Origin of the sequence: Simplicispira hankyongi, from assembly GCF_003570885.1 — a bacterium.
In the GTDB taxonomy this organism is placed as follows: Bacteria; Pseudomonadota; Gammaproteobacteria; order Burkholderiales; family Burkholderiaceae_C; genus Simplicispira; species Simplicispira hankyongi.
This window is the reverse complement of the sequence record NZ_QXJC01000007.1, coordinates 134026-149224: the sequence shown is the minus strand read 5'-3', so window position 1 is coordinate 149224 and position 15199 is coordinate 134026. Positions and strand designations below refer to the sequence as shown.

Sequence of the window (15199 nt, the reverse complement as noted above, 5' to 3'; positions counted from 1 at the left end):
TTGCACGGGAGCCCTGGTATTTGGGCGCGCCAGTTGCGCAGGTCCAGGGGCGCATATATAGCTCACGGCGGCTGCACTGCAGCCGCCAATCGAGAGGGTTGGCACATACGGGTCTCAGCCCTCCCGATTGGCACAAAAGGTCAACGCTATGGAACCAAAAAACATCGTCCTCAACGTCAACGGCATCGAGGTGATCTACAACCACGTGATCCTGGTGCTCAAAGGCGTCTCGCTGCAGGTGCCCGAGGGCGGCATCGTCGCCATCCTGGGGGGCAATGGCGCGGGCAAAACCACCACGCTGCGCGCCATCTCCAACCTGCTGGAAGGTGAGCGCGGCGAAGTGACCAAGGGCTCGATCGAGCTGCGCGGCGAGCGCATTGAAAACCTCACACCGGCCGATCTGGTCAAGCGCGGCGTGGTGCAGGTGATGGAAGGGCGCCACTGCTTCGCGCACCTGACCATCGAGGAAAACCTGCTCGCAGGCGCTTACACGCGCAGCGACAAGGGCGAGATCGCCGCCAACCTCGACAAGGTCTACACCTACTTCTCGCGCCTGAAGACACGCCGCAACTCGCAGGCCGCCTACACCTCTGGCGGCGAGCAACAGATGTGCGCCATCGGCCGGGCCATCATGGCCAACCCCAGCATGGTGCTGCTCGACGAGCCCTCCATGGGCCTGGCGCCGCAAATCGTTGAAGAGGTGTTCAACATCGTCAAGGATCTCAACGCCAAGGAAGGTGTGACCTTCCTGCTCGCCGAGCAGAACACCAACATGGCGCTCAAGTACGCCGACTACGGCTACATCATGGAATCGGGCCGGGTGGTGATGGACGGCGCTGCGGCCGACCTGGCCAACAACGAAGACGTCAAGGAGTTTTATCTGGGCGTTGGTGGCGGCGAGCGCAAGAGCTTCAAGGACGTCAAGAGCTACAAACGCCGCAAGCGCTGGTTGGCCTAGGCTCCCCCCTATGTCGCTTCGCTCCCTCCCCCAGGGGACGCCTCCGGTGGACCGGTGGAGCCAGATCCACGGTGGCGCTGGCTTTGGCGGCGTGCGAGTTGCGACGCGGGTGACGGAGCGGAGCGCAATAGAAAGTTCGACCAAATACTACTTATTTCATAGCTGCTCACGCTTTATAGATAAGCGCTAGAGGCTAATTTCATATAAATTCTTACCCCACAGGAACCAGGCATGACCAAGTTCTACGACGCCCTGGAGACCCGCAGCCCGCAGGAACGCGAAGCCGCGCTAATGGCAGCGTTGCCGGGCCAGGTGGCGCACGCGCAACAGCGCGCACCGGCGTTTGCGCAGATTCTTGCCGGCGTCGATGCCGCAGCCGTCACCACGCGCGCAGCGCTGGCGCGCCTGCCGGTCACGCGCAAGCACGAATTGCTCGAACGCCAGAGTGCCGAACGGGAACAGCACCTGTTTGGCGGCTTTGCGACACAAGGCTTTGGCGCTGCCATGCCGCGCGTGTTTGCCAGCCCGGGCCCTATCTACGAACCCGAGGGAACGCGGCCGGATTACTGGCGCATGGCGCGTGCGCTGTACGCGGCGGGCTTTCGCTCCGGCGAGCTGGCGCACAACTGCTTTTCCTACCACTTCGTCCCTGCCGGCTCGATGATGGAGTCGGGCGCCTTCGCGCTGGGCTGTACGGTGTTCCCCGGCGGCACCGGCCAGACCGAGCAACAGGTGCTGGCCATGGCCCACATGCGGCCGGCCGGGTACATCGGCACCCCGAGCTTTCTCAAACTTATCCTGGAAAAGGCCGCCGAACTGCACCTGCCCCTGCCCAGCGTCACCAAGGCGTTGCTGTCGGCCGAAGCGTTTCCGCCCTCGCTGCGCGACTGGCTGGCCGAGCGCGGCATTGCTGGCTACCAGTGCTACGGCACGGCCGACCTGGGGCTGATTGCCTACGAAACCGAGGCGCGCGAGGGCCTGGTGCTGGACGAAGGCGTGATTGTCGAAATCGTGCGCCCCGGCACGAACGACCCCGTGCCCGAGGGCGAGGTCGGCGAGCTGGTGGTCACCACGCTCAACACCGACTACCCGCTGATCCGCTTTGGCACCGGCGACCTTTCGGCTGTGCTGCCCGGCACCTGCCCCACGGGCCGCACCAACACCCGCATCAAAGGCTGGATGGGCCGCGCCGACCAGACCACCAAGGTGCGCGGCCTCTTCGTCCACCCCGGCCAGATTGCCGCCGTGGCAGCGCGCTTTCCCCAGGTGCTGCGAGCGCGCCTGGTGGTCACGGGCGAGATGGCCAACGACCAGATGCTGCTGCGCGTCGAAACCACCGAGACCGCATCCGGCCTGGCCGAGCGCCTGCAAGACGCGGTGCGCGAACTCACCAAGTTGCGCGGCGAAGTCGAACTGGTGGCGCCAGGCAGTCTGCCCAATGACGGCAAGGTCATTGAAGACGCGCGCAGTTACCGTTGATACGTGGCTTTCGCGAGAACAGGCGAGAGGCCAGCGCTTGCGATAAGCACAGCCTCTGAATCAACGTGGCCCAAGCCAGCGGACACCGCGCAAGGGTCGCCCCGCCGCGCTGGTGCCGTCCCCCTTCTGCAGCGCAGCTGCAAGAGAAGGGGCTCAGGGGGTTGCCTCTCTAAGTTCCCCAGACCACGTCGGCCTCTTCCGCCGCGCTGCGTCTGAGCATGTCGAGAAACGGCGCCGCGCGCTGGCGCAGCGTGACGCGGTCCTGCGCATCGCCGCCCTCCTCCGGCGCGCCTGCTGTTTCGTCCACGTCGCCAGCAGGCGCCACGCCGCGCTTCTCGGCCGCCACGGCGGCCTCAATGGCGGCAATAGCGAAGGGAATTTGTGCCACGGTGACGATGCCCTGCGCGGTGGGCTCCTTGCCCATGATTTTCAGGAGGCGCCTACCTTGGGCGTCCAGCATGATCAGGTCGGCGGTAGCGCGGGATTTGAACTTGTAGAGCATGGAGCAGACCTCACATAAAGTGCGTCGCGCACAAAAGGATAGTCTGATTGTGCCCCGCGCAGAGGGCCGTAGGACGGATCGCCGTTCGGGCGAATCGACAGCATCTGGTACAGCGCCATCCAGCCCTGCTCGAAGCCCAGCGCACTGCCGGCGAGGTACAGGCGATAGGCACGCAGCGCGCGTTCGGCGCTCTCCGCTCCGATCTGCGCGGTCAGCACCGCGCGGGCCTCGGGCAACTGGCGCTCCAGCGCATCGGACCAGGCCCACAGCGTGCGCGCATAGTGCGGCCGCAGGTTTTCGGTATCGACCATTTCCAGACCCGCGGCAGCGGTGTCTCGCAGCAACTGGCTCACATGCAGCAGTTCGCCACCCGGAAAGATGTAGCGCTCGATGAAATCACCGAGCCCGGCGCCGAGCTGCGCGCTGCCGACGGCCGCGGCCGTGATGCCATGGTTGAGCACCATGCCACCTGGCCTGACCAGGGCATGCACGATGTCAAAGTAGCGCCGCATATGCACCCGCCCGACATGCTCCAGCATGCCCACGGATGCCAGCTTGTCAAAGGGCTGTACCGGGACAAACTGCCGGTAGTCGCACAGTTCGATCCGGACACGCCCGGCCAGGCCCAGCTCGGCGATGCGCTGCCCGACATAGGCATGCTGGTGGCGCGAGAGCGTGATACCCGTGGCCTGCACCCCATAGTGCTGCGCCGCCCACAGCAGCAAGCCGCCCCAGCCGGCGCCGATGTCCAGGAAGCGCTCACCGGGAGCCAGGCGCAGCTTGCGGCAGACATGGTCCAGCTTGGCCTCCTGCGCTGCCGCCAGATCCATGCCGTTTTCGCGGAAATAGGCACAGGAATACACGCGGCGCGGGTCCAGCCACAGTGTGTAAAAGTCGTCCGACAGATCGTAGTGGAACCGCACCTGCCGGGCATCGCGCTCGGGAGAATGCAAACGCATGGACCGCGCCCAGGCCCGCAGCCTGCGCCAGCCGCCGGTTTCCTCTTGTGCAGGATCGGAGGCGAGAAAACCGGTGGCCGCCAGCATGAGGGCCCGCACGCTGCCTTCAAGCGCTACGTCGCCCTCGACAATCGCGCGGCCGACATGGCCCAGGCGCCCCGCCGCCAGCGCCGCGAGGGCGGTAGGGCCGCGAAAGCGCAGCGCCACATCGGGGCGCTCCGGTCCCACGCGGCTACCGCCCGGCAGTTCCAGCGCCAAGGCCACCGGCAGTTGCGCCAGCCGTGCGTCAAGTGTGCTCAGCCAATGGTTCATGGCCCGATATTCTTGGACGCAGCCGAGAGACACGTCAAGCCTTGGGATTTGTACGAAAAATCCATGAAAGCAGCCTCTTTCGCTTATTCTTATGGCATTGTTTGCTATCAAATTCAAACTCCACTCGGGCTATAGGCCTACAGCACCCTGCCCCCAAACCGGTCGACAGGCCGACTTCGCATGAATCGGTAAAAATCGCCCAGCCCCGCAAGCGGGTGCGAAGCCACGTCCTTGCGCCCACACGCCGCCCTGTCGCCTGCCGAGTCCTTGCCATGCCCACCACCACGATCTACCACAACCCCCAATGCAGCACCTCGCGCAAGGCGCTGGCGCTGCTGCGCGAGCACGGCCTGGAGCCGCAGATCGTCGAATACCTGAAAACCCCGCCCGACCGCGCCTCGCTGCAGGCGCTGATCACCGCGAGCGGCCGCCCGGTCAGCGATTTCGTGCGCGCCAAGGAGGCGCTCTTCGATGAGCTGCAACTGGGGGCACAGGGCGTGACGGATGCCCAGCGGCTCGATGCTCTCGCGGCCCACCCGCGGCTGCTGGAGCGCCCTATCGTCATCACGGAGCGAGGCACCCGCCTGGGGCGGCCGCTGGAGGCGCTCCTCGACATCCTGCCGCCGACGCCCTGAGCCGCCCCAAACACCCGCTCTGTGCAGATGCAGCCACTGACGCGCGATGTCCTGCTGCTGGGCAGTGGCCAGTTGCTGAGCTATGCCTCGTCGTACTACCTGCCGGCCCTGCTGGCCGCCCCCATGGCGAGCGCCACCGCCACGCCCCTGCCGTGGGTGCTGGCGGCGTTTTCGCTGGCCTTGGTCGTCTCGGCCCTCATCGGGCCGATGGCGGGTCGCTGCATCGACCGCCATGGCGGACGCCTGGTCTTGCTGCTGAGCAACCTGTTGTTTGCCGCTGGCCTGCTGGCGCTGGCCTGCGCGCAGGGCCCCGTGAGCCTGCTGGCCGCATGGGCGCTGCTGGGACTGGCCATGGGCGCGGGCTTGTACGAAGCAGCGTTTTCCGCTCTGGTGGGGCTGTATGGTCAGAAGGCACGCGGCGGTATCACCGGTATCACGCTGCTGGGTGGCTTTGCCAGCACCCTGGGCTGGCCACTGACCGCCTGGATGGAGGCCCACTGGGGGTGGCGCGGCGCCTGCCTGGGCTGGGCCGCTCTGCATTTGTTGGTGGGCCTGCCGCTCCACGCCTGGCTGTCCCGGCCAAAACGCGCGGCACGCTCGCAGCCACTGCCGCACGGCACCCACGCACCCCTACCAATGTCCGAAAGCCGCGCAGTGGCAGCGCCCCCAGAACATGCGTGGCGCACGACGCTGCTGCTTTCGCTGGTCTTTGCCATTGCCTGGTTTGGCAGCACGTCCCTGGGCACGCACTTGCCACAGGTGCTGCAGCTCACGGGCCTCACGCTGACCCAGGCCATCGCCATTGCCTCCCTGGTCGGTCCGGCACAAGTCGCGGGGCGGCTGATCGATTTCGGCCTCAGGCGCAGGTTCCCTGCCCTGCTGTCGGCCAAGCTGGCGACGCTCGCGCACCCAGTGGGCGCGGCGCTCCTGTTGCTGCTGGGCGCCCCCGCAGCGCTGGCATTCACGCTGCTGCACGGCGCGGGCATCGGCGTGTTGACGATTGCCAAGGGCACGCTGCCCCTGCTGTACTTCGGCGCACATGGCTACGGCGAGCGCCAGGGCCTGCTCATGCTGCCCGCGCGCATCGGCCAGGCGCTGGCGCCGGTGGTGTTCAGCTTGCTGCTGCAGCGCCTGGGCGTTGCCGCGCTGCTGGTGACCAGCGGACTGGGCCTGCTGGCCTGGCTGGCCCTGCGTGCCCTGGGGGAACCCCCGGCGCGCCTCGGTACTCCCAGCGCATGATGTTCTTTCCCCGCTTGCCCGCCACGGTGCGCCGTCTGGGGCTTGCCCTGGCCACCGGCCTGCTGCTGACCGCCTGCGCGCAGGGCGGAGGCGAACTGGCGTACTACTGGCAATCGGTCAGCGGCCATGCCCGGTTGATGGCGGCGGCCGAGCCCATCGACGCATGGATCGCCCGCCCCGGCCTTGCCCCCGCGCTGCGCGAGCGCCTGCTACTGGCGAAACGCGCACGTGCTTTTGCGGTGCGCGAGCTGCATTTGCCCGACAACGCCAGCTACCACCGCTACGCCGACCTGCACCGTGCGAGCGCCGTCTGGAACGTGGTGGCGGCGCCGCCCTATTCGCTGCAGTTGCACACCTGGTGCTTTCCAGTGCTGGGCTGCGTGGGCTACCGCGGCTACTTCAACCCGAACGACGCCAATGCTGAGGCTGCGCGTCTCGCTGCCACGGGCCTGGAGGTGGACGTGTACGGCGTACCGGCGTACTCGACGCTGGGCGCCATGAACTGGGCCGGCGGCGACCCGCTGCTGAACACCTTCGTGCACTGGCAGGAGGGCGATTTCGTGCGTCTTTTGTTCCACGAACTGGCGCACCAGGTGGTCTATGCCGATGGCGACACATTGTTCAACGAATCCTTCGCCACCGCCGTGGGCCGCATCGGCAGCGCGGCCTGGCTGCGCAGCGAGGCGAGCCCGGCAGCACGCGCCGAATTCGCCGCCAGCCAGGCGCGGCGCGAGGCGTTTCGCAGCCTGACGCGCGAAACACGCACACGGCTGGAAGAAATTTATGGGCAAAAAGAGGCTCTAGCGCAGGAGCCACAAGCGCTTGAAGCTATGAAAAAAGAAGCGATGGCGCAATTTCGCGCGCGCTACCAGCGCCTTGCGGACGGCTGGCACCTGCCGCCCGCCCAGCGCGCCGGCTACGACCACTGGGTCGCCACGGCCAACAACGCCAGCTTTGGTGCGCAAGCGGCCTACGACGAACTGGTCCCGGCGTTTGAAGCCCTGTTCGAGCAGTCGGGCCGCGACTGGCCCAGGTTTTATGATGCGGTCAAAGCCCTGGCCCACCAGAGTGCTGCGCAGCGCCTGGCCGCGCTGCGCGCCCTGATGAAGCCGCCCCCCACCGCCGCGAAAGACCTGCCCCGTGCCTGACATCAACCTCCACCGCAAGCACCAGCTGGGCCTGCCTGCCGCGCGCAAGGTCGCGCTGCAATGGGCCGAGAAAGCCGAGGAAAAGTTCGATATGGACTGCACCTACGAAGAGGGCGAAGACCAGGACACGCTGTACTTCACCCGCGCCGGCATCAAGGGAACGCTAGACGTGTTTCCAGACGCGCTGGACTTTCATGCCGAACTCGGTTTTCTGGTGGGCGCCTTCAAGGACCGCATTGAAGCCGAACTCATCGAACAACTCGACAAGATGCTGGCACCCGCTGCGGCGCGCAAGCGCAAAGTCGCGGCCAAAAAATAGCGTGCGTAAAAAAACCCCGCATTGCGGGGTCTCTGTCGTGCGCCCTTGAGGGCCCGTCTTGTGTAGCGTCAGTTGGCGCAGAGCGCTTTCTACAGGCCTATGGAATAGGCGCGAATCACTCAGGGCCACCGCGCAAGGGCCGCCAGTACCCTCCCATACGGGCGCTGGTGGCGCTCCCCCTGCCCGCATCGCGCAGCGATGCGAGAGCGGGGGAAAAGCGCGCAGCGCCGCAGGGGGGTGTTCCCAATTACCCGCCCTTCTTCGAGCGCTTGCCTGGGTTCTTCTTGCTGCGCGTGGCAACGCCACGCTCCAGGCTCACGCGCTGGCCACGGCCGCCCGTGGGCAGGTTGGCGCCCGGCAGCGGCTTGGGCTGGGGGGTGAATTTGCGGTCTGCTTCAGTAACGATCTTGTTGCCCATGGCGAATCTCAGTGAAAAGGTGGGAAAACCGCTATTAGGCCATAGCCCACGAAGGCACTCCGCCGCAGCCTAGCTCAGCGAGGCGATCAGGTCGATGTACTGCTGGCGCGCGGCGTCCTGCCCGGTGCCCTTGAGCTTGGCCCAGGCATCCCACTTGGCGCGGCCCACCATGTCGGAGAAGCTGGGTTTCTTCTCGGCGTTGTCGCCGCTGCTGGCCTGCTTGTACAGCGCATAAATTTGCAGCAGCGTGGCGTTGTCGGGGCGCTCGCTCAAGTTTTTCGATTGGGCGACGGCAGCTTCAAAACGGTCGTTCAGGTCGGACATGCAAGGCTCCTGGGTCAATGGGCTGGAAATCGGGTTGGGGAAAGAACGGGGGCGACAAAGGCGCCAGCCCGCGTATCTTGTGCCTATCTTAGAACGTGTTCGCGCGCGCTCCAGCGCTGCGCGTGGACAATACCTTGCAGCGCGGCCTGCGCAGGCCATTCTTCACTCTCCAGGACGCCCATCACCATGGTGACCCGCACCCTTCGCACCACGTCCCACACGGGCAGCAGCCCCACACCCAGCAGCCAGACAGGCTCCAGCCCTGTTGGCGGCCGGGCACTCAGTGGCTCCACAGCGCTTTTGCATTCGCCGACAGGCGCCCTGGCGCTGGAGGCTGCGCGCAGCGTCGAAAAGAACGTGCGCCGCGCAGCCAGCGGCATGCTGGGCCTCTCGGGCGAGCGCATGAGCAAGGTGGATACCGCCTGGCTGCGCATGGACTGCCCGAGCAACCTCATGCTGATCAACGGCGTCTGGGCCGTCTCGCCCGGCATCACGCTGGCCCAATTGCGCGACCGTGCCGCGCAGCGCCTCACGCAGTACCCACGCTTTCGCCAGCGCGTGGTCCAGGACGCCGCCGGCGCGACCTGGGTGGAAGACGAGCGCTTCGATATCGCCGCGCACGTCGAGCCGCTCACGCTCAAGCGCAAGCGTGGCCAGAGCCACCAGCAGGCCTTGGCCGACGCCGTGGGGCGCCTGGCGAGCGTGCCTCTGAACGCACGCCGCCCCCTGTGGCATTTTTATCTCGTGGAAAACTTCGTCGGCGAAGACGGCGAGCCGGGCAGTGCGCTCATCGTGCGCATCCACCACTGCATTGCCGACGGCATCGCGCTGATCTCGGTCATCATGTCGCTGGTCGATGGCGGCTCCGAGCCCCCCAAGCGCCAGCACCGCTCGCCAGCGGGTGCCGAGGATTGGCTTTCCGACGCGCTGATCAAACCCCTGGCCGGGCTCACGGTGCGCGCCATCGACATGGCGGGCGAAGGTGCGGCGCGCTCACTGCACGCCCTGCTCGACCCCGAAAAGGCGATGCAGCACGGCCTGGCCGGCTCAGCAGACGCGGCGCGCATGGCCTGGCAAGTGGTAAACGATGCGGCCGCGCTGGCGCTGATGCCTGACGACTCGCCCACACGCCTCAAAGGCGAGCCTGGCACGGCCAAACGCGTTGCCTGGTGCCCGCCGCTGCCACTGGACGACGTCAAGGCCGTAGGCCGGGCGCTGGGCTGCTCGGTGAACGATGTGCTGCTGTCCTGCGTGGCCGGGGCCATCGGTGGCTATTTGCGCGACTGCGGCGACGACACTGCGGGCAAAGAGATTCGCGCCATGATCCCGGTGAATCTGCGCCCCATGGAAGAGGCCTGGAAGCTGGGCAACCACTTTGGCCTGGCGCCGCTGGTGCTGCCCATTGGCATCGAAAACCCGATCCAGCGCATCTACGAGGTGCGCCACCGCATGGCGGCGCTCAAGGGCAGTACCCAGCCGCTGCTGGCGTTCGGCCTGCTGGCCGTGGCCGGGCTGATGGTCAAACCGGCGCAGGACGCGCTGCTCAACCTGTTCGGCCGCAAGACCACCGCGGTGATGACCAACGTGCCCGGCCCGCGAGAGCCGCTCGCCCTCTGCGGCGCGCGTGTCACGCAGTGCATGTTCTGGGTGCCGCAGACGGGCAGCGTGGGGCTGGGCGTTTCGATCCTGAGCTACGGCGGGGGCGTGCAGTTTGGCGTGATCACCGACACCGTGCTGTGCCCCGAACCGCAGCGCATCATTGATGCCTTTGCGCCCGAATTCGAAGCACTTTCCACCCTGACGCTGATGCTGCCCTGGGGGCCGGAGGAGTAGGTGCCGGGCGAGGCAATCGAGGCTGCGCCCAACATTCCGGGATGGGGGTCAGAGCCCGAGTTTTGCTGCGCGAAATCGCGATCTGACCCCCATGCCTGCGCCGCCAGTGCTGCTGGCGTCGTCGCGCAGGCAAGCTATTAATTAGATAGCTGCCTGCGCTTTATCCATAAGCGCTAGAGCCAGAAAACGCTCAAGAAATCAAACCCTGCACCGCCTGGAACAGCGCCTGCCGCGCCTGGCTGATGATCTGCCCGCGCCAGGCATCCGTGTCGGTGTAGAACGCAGCCAGCATGTCGGCCTTGATCTGCGCCGCCTGTTCGACCGGCGCCTCAGGGTGCTGGTGCAGCCAATGCTCGGCGCGCAGGGCCTGGAGTGTCTGCAAGATCGGCAGCGTGCCGTATTCGAGCGCGATGCCGGTGTACTCGGCCTGCGGGCATTCGTCGTAGATGGCGGTCCACATCAACCCCGTCAGCAGCGCCGAGCTCGATGAACCGTCGTAGATCGAAGTCACCGGCGTGGCACCGCCCCCGCCCCACCAGGCCCGCGCCCGCGCCACCGCGGCCGCGTCGTTGCTGCCAGCGTAGATGCGCTCACCCATGCCGCTGGGGCCGAGGCCGGTGTGCAGGTCGATCCACGCAACGTGCCGGGCAGCGCTGCCGTGTGCACGCAGCACGCTGCGCAGTGTGCGGTTACTCCAGGTGGGGGCCCGGCCCCCAAAAAACAGACCCCCTTCAAATTCGTACTGTCCGCCGGAGATGGCCGCCTGCCAGGCCGCTTCACCCTTGGTAGCGAGGTAGTGCTGCACGGCAGCCTGGTTGTCCGCGTTGGGCGGCCACTCGCTGGGCAGCAGCAGCGGCGCAATCTCGCGGTAGCCCATGTTCACGGGCAGGGGTTTGCTGAAATCCTGGAAATTGCGGTTCAAATCCACGTTTTCGTGCGTGGTGCGGCGCAGGTACGAAAAGCCGTAGGGGTTGAGCGCGTGCACGTAGAGCACCGCCACGCCGGCCGACCGCGCCTGCGCACGCCATTCCTCGTCGTGCAGCGCAAAGACCTGCACACCGCTGCCGCAGTAGCCTTCGACGCCGTGGCAGGCGCTGCTGACGATGAGCAGCTTCTGCGCATCTGCCGGGCCATCTCGCGCCACGTCCATGGCGAGTGCCTCGCCGTCGCGCCCCGCCAGCGGATGCACATGCGATTCGATCGCCAATCCGCCTGCGGCCACAGCCTCCAGAAACTGCACGCGTGCGCGGGCATAGCTGGCGGCAAAGGCCTGGTTGACGCCGATCATCGATCGCTCCTTTACGCGGCAGCCGCCGCAGCGGCCAGCCATTGCTCGGTCAGGCGAACCCAATAGGTGGCGCCCAGCGGAATCAACTCGTCGTTGAAGTCGTAGCTGGCGTTGTGCAGCGTGCACGGCCCTTCGCCATGGCCAGGCATGCGGTGCGCGCCTTCACCGTTGGCGATGAAACAGTAAGCGCCGGGGCGCACCTGCAGCATGTAGGCAAAGTCTTCGGCGCCCATGGTGGGTTCCTGCGCCAGCACGTTGGCTTCGCCCACGATCTCCTGCATGACGCGGCGCGCAAACGCAGCTTCCGGCGCGGAATTGACGGTCGGCGGGTAATTGCGCACAAACTCGAAGTCACAGGTGGCCTGGTGCGCCGCGCAGGTGTGCTCGGCCACTTCGCGCATGCGCGCTTCGATCAGATCGAGCACCTCCAGCGTGAAGGTGCGCACCGTGCCTTGCAGCTCGCAGCTCTCGGGCACCACATTGGTGGCCTCGCCGGTGTGGATCATGGTGACGCTGATGACGCCCGCGTCCACCGGCTTCTTGTTGCGGCTGATGATGGTCTGAAAGCCCTGCACCATCTGGCAGGCGATCGGCACCGGGTCGATGCTGGTGTGGGGCAGCGCTGCGTGCCCGCCCTTGCCGTGGATGGTGATCTTGAACTCGTTGGACGACGCCATCACCGGGCCGGGGCTCACGGCGAACTGGCCTACCGCCATGCCGGGCCAGTTGTGCATGCCGAACACGGCTTGCATGTCGAACTGCGTGAACAGGCCGTCGTTGATCATCTCGCGCGCGCCGCCGCCGCCCTCTTCGGCGGGCTGGAAGATCAGGTAGACCGTGCCGTCGAAATGGCGCTCCTTGGCGAAGTGCTGCGCCGCCGCCAGCAGCATGGCGGTGTGGCCGTCGTGGCCGCAGGCGTGCATCTTGCCGGCGTGGCGGCTTGTGTGTGCAAACGCGTTGTGCTCCTGCATGGGCAGCGCATCCATGTCGGCGCGCAGGCCGATGGCGCGGCCGCAGGCGCCGCCGTCGCGCCCGTGCACGATCCCCACCACGCCGGTAGTGCCCAGCCCACGGTGGATGGGGATGCCCCACTCCGTGAGCTTGCTGGCCACCAGATCGGCGGTGCGCACTTCTTCAAAGCACAGTTCGGGGTGGGCGTGGATATCGCGGCGCAGGCTGGCAATGGCGGCGGCCTGGGTAACGAGGGAGTCGATGACTTGCATGGCGGCTTTCCTTCAGAATGCGCAGTCTAGCCCGGTCGCGCAGATGCTGCCGGGCACGGTTGTTTCTGTTCCTCCTCCGCCATGCCCCTGGATACCGCCATCTTGCCCGTCGCTTCGGCTGCCGCCTCGCACACCGTGCGTGGCGCCTGCCCGCACGATTGCCCCGATACCTGTGCGCTGCTCACCACCGTGGAAAACGGCGTGGCGGTGCGTGTACAGGGCAACCCCGGGCACGCGCACACCGGCGGCGTGCTCTGTGCAAAAGTCTCGCGCTACCCTGAACGCACCTACCACGCCGAGCGCATCCTGCATCCCCTCAAACGCAGTGGCCCCAAAGGCAGTGGCAAGTTCACCCCGGTTTCCTGGGACGAAGCACTGGCCGACATCGCCGCGCGCCTCACCGCGATCGCGGCGCGCAACCCCGAGGCCATCGTGCCCTACAGCTACGCTGGCACCATGGGGCTGGTGCAGGGCGAAAGCATGGACCGGCGCTTCTTCCACCGCCTGGGGGCGTCGCTGCTGCACCGCAGCATCTGCTCGACCGCCGGCGGCGAGGCGATGGGGCACACGCTGGGCGGCAAGGTCGGGATGAAGGTCGAGTTTTTCGCTGAAGCGAAGCTGATCCTCATCTGGGGCAGCAATTCGATCACCAGCAACCTGCATTTCTGGCGCTACGCCCAGCAGGCCAAGCGCGATGGCGCGCGCCTGGTGTGCATCGACCCGCGCAAGAGCGAAACCGCCGAGAAGTGCCATGAGCACCTGCAACTGCTCCCGGGCACCGACGCCGCGCTGGCGCTCGCGCTGATGCACGAGCTCATCGTGCACGGCTGGCTGGACCACGGCTACCTGGCGCAGCACACGCTGGGCTGGGAGCCGCTGCGCGAGCGCGCGCTTACCTGGCCACCCGAGCGCGCGGCCGAAATCTGCGCTGTGCCGGTCGAGCAGATTCGCGCACTGGCGCGCGCCTACGGCACCACCCGGCCGGCTGCCATTCGCGTGAACTACGGCGTGCAGCGCGTGCACGGCGGCGGCAATGCGGTGCGCGCCATCGCCTGCCTGCCCGCGCTCACAGGGGCCTGGCGCCACCGCGCGGGCGGCGTGCTCCTTTCCTCGTCCAGCCATTTCCCGGTGCAACGAGACGCCCTGCAGCGCCCGGACCTCATGGGAGCGCGCCGCCCACGCACCATCAACATGGTGACGATTGGCGACGACTTGCTAGCAGAAACCTCGCCAGAGTTCGGCCCGAAAATCGAGGCGCTGGTGGTCTACAACAGCAACCCGGTGGCCGTCGCGCCGGACTCGGCCCAGGTGGCGCGCGGCTTTGCACGCGAAGACTTGTTCACGGTGGTGCTGGAGCACTTCCAGACCGACACCGCCGATTGCGCCGATTACATCCTGCCTGCCACCACGCAACTGGAGCACTGGGACGTGCACCTGGCCTATGGCCATACCGACGTATTGCTGAACCGCCCGGCGATTGCGCCCTGTGGCCAGGCGCGCTCCAACGCCCGCATCTTTCGTGAGCTGGCGGCGCGCATGGGGTTTTCCGAGCCCTGCTTTGCCGACAGCGACGAGCAGCTGTGCCGCCAGGCCTATGGCGAGCAGGTCGATTTCACCGCGCTGCTGGAGCACGGCTTTGCCACGCTCCCGGTGCCCGACGCCCCGTTTGCCCATGGAAACTTTCCCACCGCATCCGGCAAGTGCGAATTTTTCAGCGCTGCCCTGGCGGCGGCCGGGCAGGACGGCCTGCCAAACCATGTCCCCAACCACGAGACCGTGGGCCGTTCGGCCGCCTACCCGCTGGCGATGATTTCCCCACCCGCGCGCAACTTCCTCAATTCGACCTTCGTCAACGTTGCCAGCCTGCAAAAACAGGAAGGCCGGCCGCTGCTGGAAATCCACCCGCAGGACGCCGCCGCACGCGGCATTGCAGACGGCACGGTGGTGCGGGTGTTCAACGACCGGGGCAGCTATGTGTGCCACGCCGAACTGAGCGAACGTGCCCGCCCGGGTGTGGTCAACGGCCTGGGCGTGTGGTGGCGCAAGCTCGGGTTGGCGGGCACCAATGTCAACCAGCTCACCAGCCAGGCCCTGACCGACATGGGCCAAGGGCCGACTTTTTATGACTGCCTGGTGGAGGTGGAGCCCGGCAAAGCGCCGGAATTTGCTACCGAATAAAGAGCTGCAAGCGCTTACTGCATAAGCACTAGGCCCTAATTTCTCTTGTTTTTCTCAGCGAGAAACTCAGCCACGCCAGTAGTTGTTGGCGGCTGAGACGGTCTGGAAATTGATAGCGATCACCTGCGAAGCGGCTGTCAGGCCATCGGCCGAGTTGGCATATTCCGGACGCAGTTGCTTGAGCGTGTCCATATCCGGCTGCGTGTATTTGACGCCGCGGCGGCTCAGCGTGATGGCGAGTTCAAAACCTTCCTGCGGCGTGGCGGTGATGAGCGAGGGCAACCAGGTATCGGCCATGGGGGGTTTCTCCTTCTTGAAAATTGCGGGGATGGGGCGCCGATCCGGGGCCCGAAGACTGGCGCGCTCTGGTCGGCACTTGACTGT

The 15199-nt window shown here is 66.5% G+C and carries 15 protein-coding genes; 8 read left to right on the top strand and 7 right to left on the bottom strand.

The genetic code is table 11. The annotated features are described in order from the left end of the window. Positions 1–148: 148 nt before the first annotated feature. On the top strand, positions 149–958 hold the full coding sequence (locus D3F03_RS14315; RefSeq protein WP_119110099.1) for an ABC transporter ATP-binding protein: 810 nt from the start codon (positions 149–151) through the stop codon (positions 956–958). Between the two features lie 231 nt (positions 959–1189). Further along, positions 1190–2437 carry a phenylacetate--CoA ligase family protein gene (locus D3F03_RS14310; RefSeq protein WP_119110098.1) on the top strand — a complete coding sequence of 416 codons (1248 nt, stop codon included), beginning with the start codon at positions 1190–1192 and terminating at the stop codon, positions 2435–2437. Positions 2438–2606: 169 nt separating this feature from the next. Here the strand turns inward: D3F03_RS14310 and D3F03_RS14305 are convergent, their stop codons facing one another. Together D3F03_RS14305 and D3F03_RS14300 are read right to left on the bottom strand one after the other, a co-directional pair. Next, complete coding sequence (locus D3F03_RS14305) at positions 2607–2939, bottom strand: DUF1840 domain-containing protein (protein WP_119110097.1); 333 nt, start codon at positions 2937–2939, stop codon at positions 2607–2609. Continuing rightward, positions 2900–4210: a class I SAM-dependent methyltransferase gene (locus D3F03_RS14300; protein WP_119110096.1), complete on the bottom strand. Its 1311-nt coding sequence runs from the start codon at positions 4208–4210 to the stop codon at positions 2900–2902. Before D3F03_RS14300 ends, D3F03_RS14305 begins: the two co-directional genes overlap by 40 nt. Positions 4211–4482: 272 nt before the next feature. Between D3F03_RS14300 and arsC the strand changes: the two genes are divergently transcribed. From arsC to D3F03_RS14280, 4 genes are read left to right on the top strand one after another with little or no spacing between them, the layout of a single operon-like run. Continuing rightward, positions 4483–4845 (top strand): arsenate reductase (glutaredoxin), encoded by a 363-nt coding sequence (arsC, locus tag D3F03_RS14295; RefSeq protein ID WP_119110095.1) that lies wholly within the window; start codon positions 4483–4485, stop codon positions 4843–4845. Positions 4846–4872: 27 nt separating this feature from the next. Then, entirely contained in the window at positions 4873–6084 is a 1212-nt protein-coding gene (locus D3F03_RS14290; RefSeq protein ID WP_119110094.1) for an MFS transporter, read from the top strand. Beyond that, entirely contained in the window at positions 6084–7232 is a 1149-nt protein-coding gene (locus tag D3F03_RS14285) for an aminopeptidase (RefSeq protein WP_119110165.1), read from the top strand. The genes D3F03_RS14290 and D3F03_RS14285 overlap by 1 nt, the downstream gene beginning before the upstream one ends. Continuing rightward, positions 7225–7551, top strand: coding sequence for a polyhydroxyalkanoic acid system family protein (locus D3F03_RS14280; protein WP_119110093.1), 327 nt, complete (start codon positions 7225–7227; stop codon positions 7549–7551). The genes D3F03_RS14285 and D3F03_RS14280 overlap by 8 nt, the downstream gene beginning before the upstream one ends. Positions 7552–7798: 247 nt before the next feature. Here D3F03_RS14280 and D3F03_RS17320 read toward each other — a convergent pair whose 3' ends face one another. Both D3F03_RS17320 and D3F03_RS14275 read right to left on the bottom strand, forming a co-directional pair. Next, a complete protein-coding gene (locus D3F03_RS17320; RefSeq protein WP_199665475.1) occupies positions 7799–7969 on the bottom strand; it encodes a hypothetical protein in 171 nt (56 codons plus the stop codon). Positions 7970–8038: 69 nt separating this feature from the next. Continuing rightward, complete coding sequence (locus D3F03_RS14275) at positions 8039–8293, bottom strand: acyl-CoA-binding protein (RefSeq protein WP_119110092.1); 255 nt, start codon at positions 8291–8293, stop codon at positions 8039–8041. Between the two features lie 378 nt (positions 8294–8671). Here D3F03_RS14275 and D3F03_RS14270 point away from each other — a divergent pair, with 378 nt between their 5' ends. Beyond that, positions 8672–10126, top strand: coding sequence for a wax ester/triacylglycerol synthase family O-acyltransferase (locus D3F03_RS14270; protein WP_245960640.1), 1455 nt, complete (start codon positions 8672–8674; stop codon positions 10124–10126). Between the two features lie 190 nt (positions 10127–10316). Here D3F03_RS14270 and D3F03_RS14265 read toward each other — a convergent pair whose 3' ends face one another. Both D3F03_RS14265 and D3F03_RS14260 read right to left on the bottom strand, forming a co-directional pair. Continuing rightward, positions 10317–11414, bottom strand: coding sequence for a M14 family metallopeptidase (locus tag D3F03_RS14265; protein ID WP_119110164.1), 1098 nt, complete (start codon positions 11412–11414; stop codon positions 10317–10319). A gap of 11 nt (positions 11415–11425) precedes the next feature. Beyond that, the gene (locus D3F03_RS14260) at positions 11426–12637 is read right to left on the bottom strand and encodes a M20 aminoacylase family protein (RefSeq protein WP_119110091.1); all 1212 of its coding nucleotides are present in this window, start codon (positions 12635–12637) and stop codon (positions 11426–11428) included. 81 nt (positions 12638–12718) lie between these two features. Between D3F03_RS14260 and D3F03_RS14255 the strand changes: the two genes are divergently transcribed. Then, positions 12719–14815, top strand: coding sequence for a molybdopterin-containing oxidoreductase family protein (locus D3F03_RS14255; protein ID WP_119110090.1), 2097 nt, complete (start codon positions 12719–12721; stop codon positions 14813–14815). 66 nt (positions 14816–14881) lie between these two features. Here the strand turns inward: D3F03_RS14255 and D3F03_RS14250 are convergent, their stop codons facing one another. Beyond that, positions 14882–15112, bottom strand: coding sequence for a hexameric tyrosine-coordinated heme protein (locus D3F03_RS14250; protein ID WP_119110089.1), 231 nt, complete (start codon positions 15110–15112; stop codon positions 14882–14884). Positions 15113–15199: the final 87 nt, after the last annotated feature.

Bases quoted from the DNA above. Each gene is read 5' to 3' on its own strand.
- D3F03_RS14315 (WP_119110099.1), top strand. From the start codon at position 149: ATGGAACCAAAAAACATCGTCCTCAACGTCAACGGCATCGAGGTGATC.
- D3F03_RS14310 (WP_119110098.1), top strand. From the start codon at position 1,190: ATGACCAAGTTCTACGACGCCCTGGAGACCCGCAGCCCGCAGGAACGC.
- D3F03_RS14305 (WP_119110097.1), bottom strand. From the start codon at position 2,939: ATGCTCTACAAGTTCAAATCCCGCGCTACCGCCGACCTGATCATGCTG.
- D3F03_RS14300 (WP_119110096.1), bottom strand. From the start codon at position 4,210: ATGAACCATTGGCTGAGCACACTTGACGCACGGCTGGCGCAACTGCCG.
- arsC (WP_119110095.1), top strand. From the start codon at position 4,483: ATGCCCACCACCACGATCTACCACAACCCCCAATGCAGCACCTCGCGC.
- D3F03_RS14290 (WP_119110094.1), top strand. From the start codon at position 4,873: ATGCAGCCACTGACGCGCGATGTCCTGCTGCTGGGCAGTGGCCAGTTG.
- D3F03_RS14285 (WP_119110165.1), top strand. From the start codon at position 6,084: ATGTTCTTTCCCCGCTTGCCCGCCACGGTGCGCCGTCTGGGGCTTGCC.
- D3F03_RS17320 (WP_199665475.1), bottom strand. From the start codon at position 7,969: ATGGGCAACAAGATCGTTACTGAAGCAGACCGCAAATTCACCCCCCAG.
- D3F03_RS14275 (WP_119110092.1), bottom strand. From the start codon at position 8,293: ATGTCCGACCTGAACGACCGTTTTGAAGCTGCCGTCGCCCAATCGAAA.
- D3F03_RS14270 (WP_245960640.1), top strand. From the start codon at position 8,672: ATGCTGGGCCTCTCGGGCGAGCGCATGAGCAAGGTGGATACCGCCTGG.
- D3F03_RS14265 (WP_119110164.1), bottom strand. From the start codon at position 11,414: ATGATCGGCGTCAACCAGGCCTTTGCCGCCAGCTATGCCCGCGCACGC.
- D3F03_RS14260 (WP_119110091.1), bottom strand. From the start codon at position 12,637: ATGCAAGTCATCGACTCCCTCGTTACCCAGGCCGCCGCCATTGCCAGC.
- D3F03_RS14255 (WP_119110090.1), top strand. From the start codon at position 12,719: ATGCCCCTGGATACCGCCATCTTGCCCGTCGCTTCGGCTGCCGCCTCG.
- D3F03_RS14250 (WP_119110089.1), bottom strand. From the start codon at position 15,112: ATGGCCGATACCTGGTTGCCCTCGCTCATCACCGCCACGCCGCAGGAA.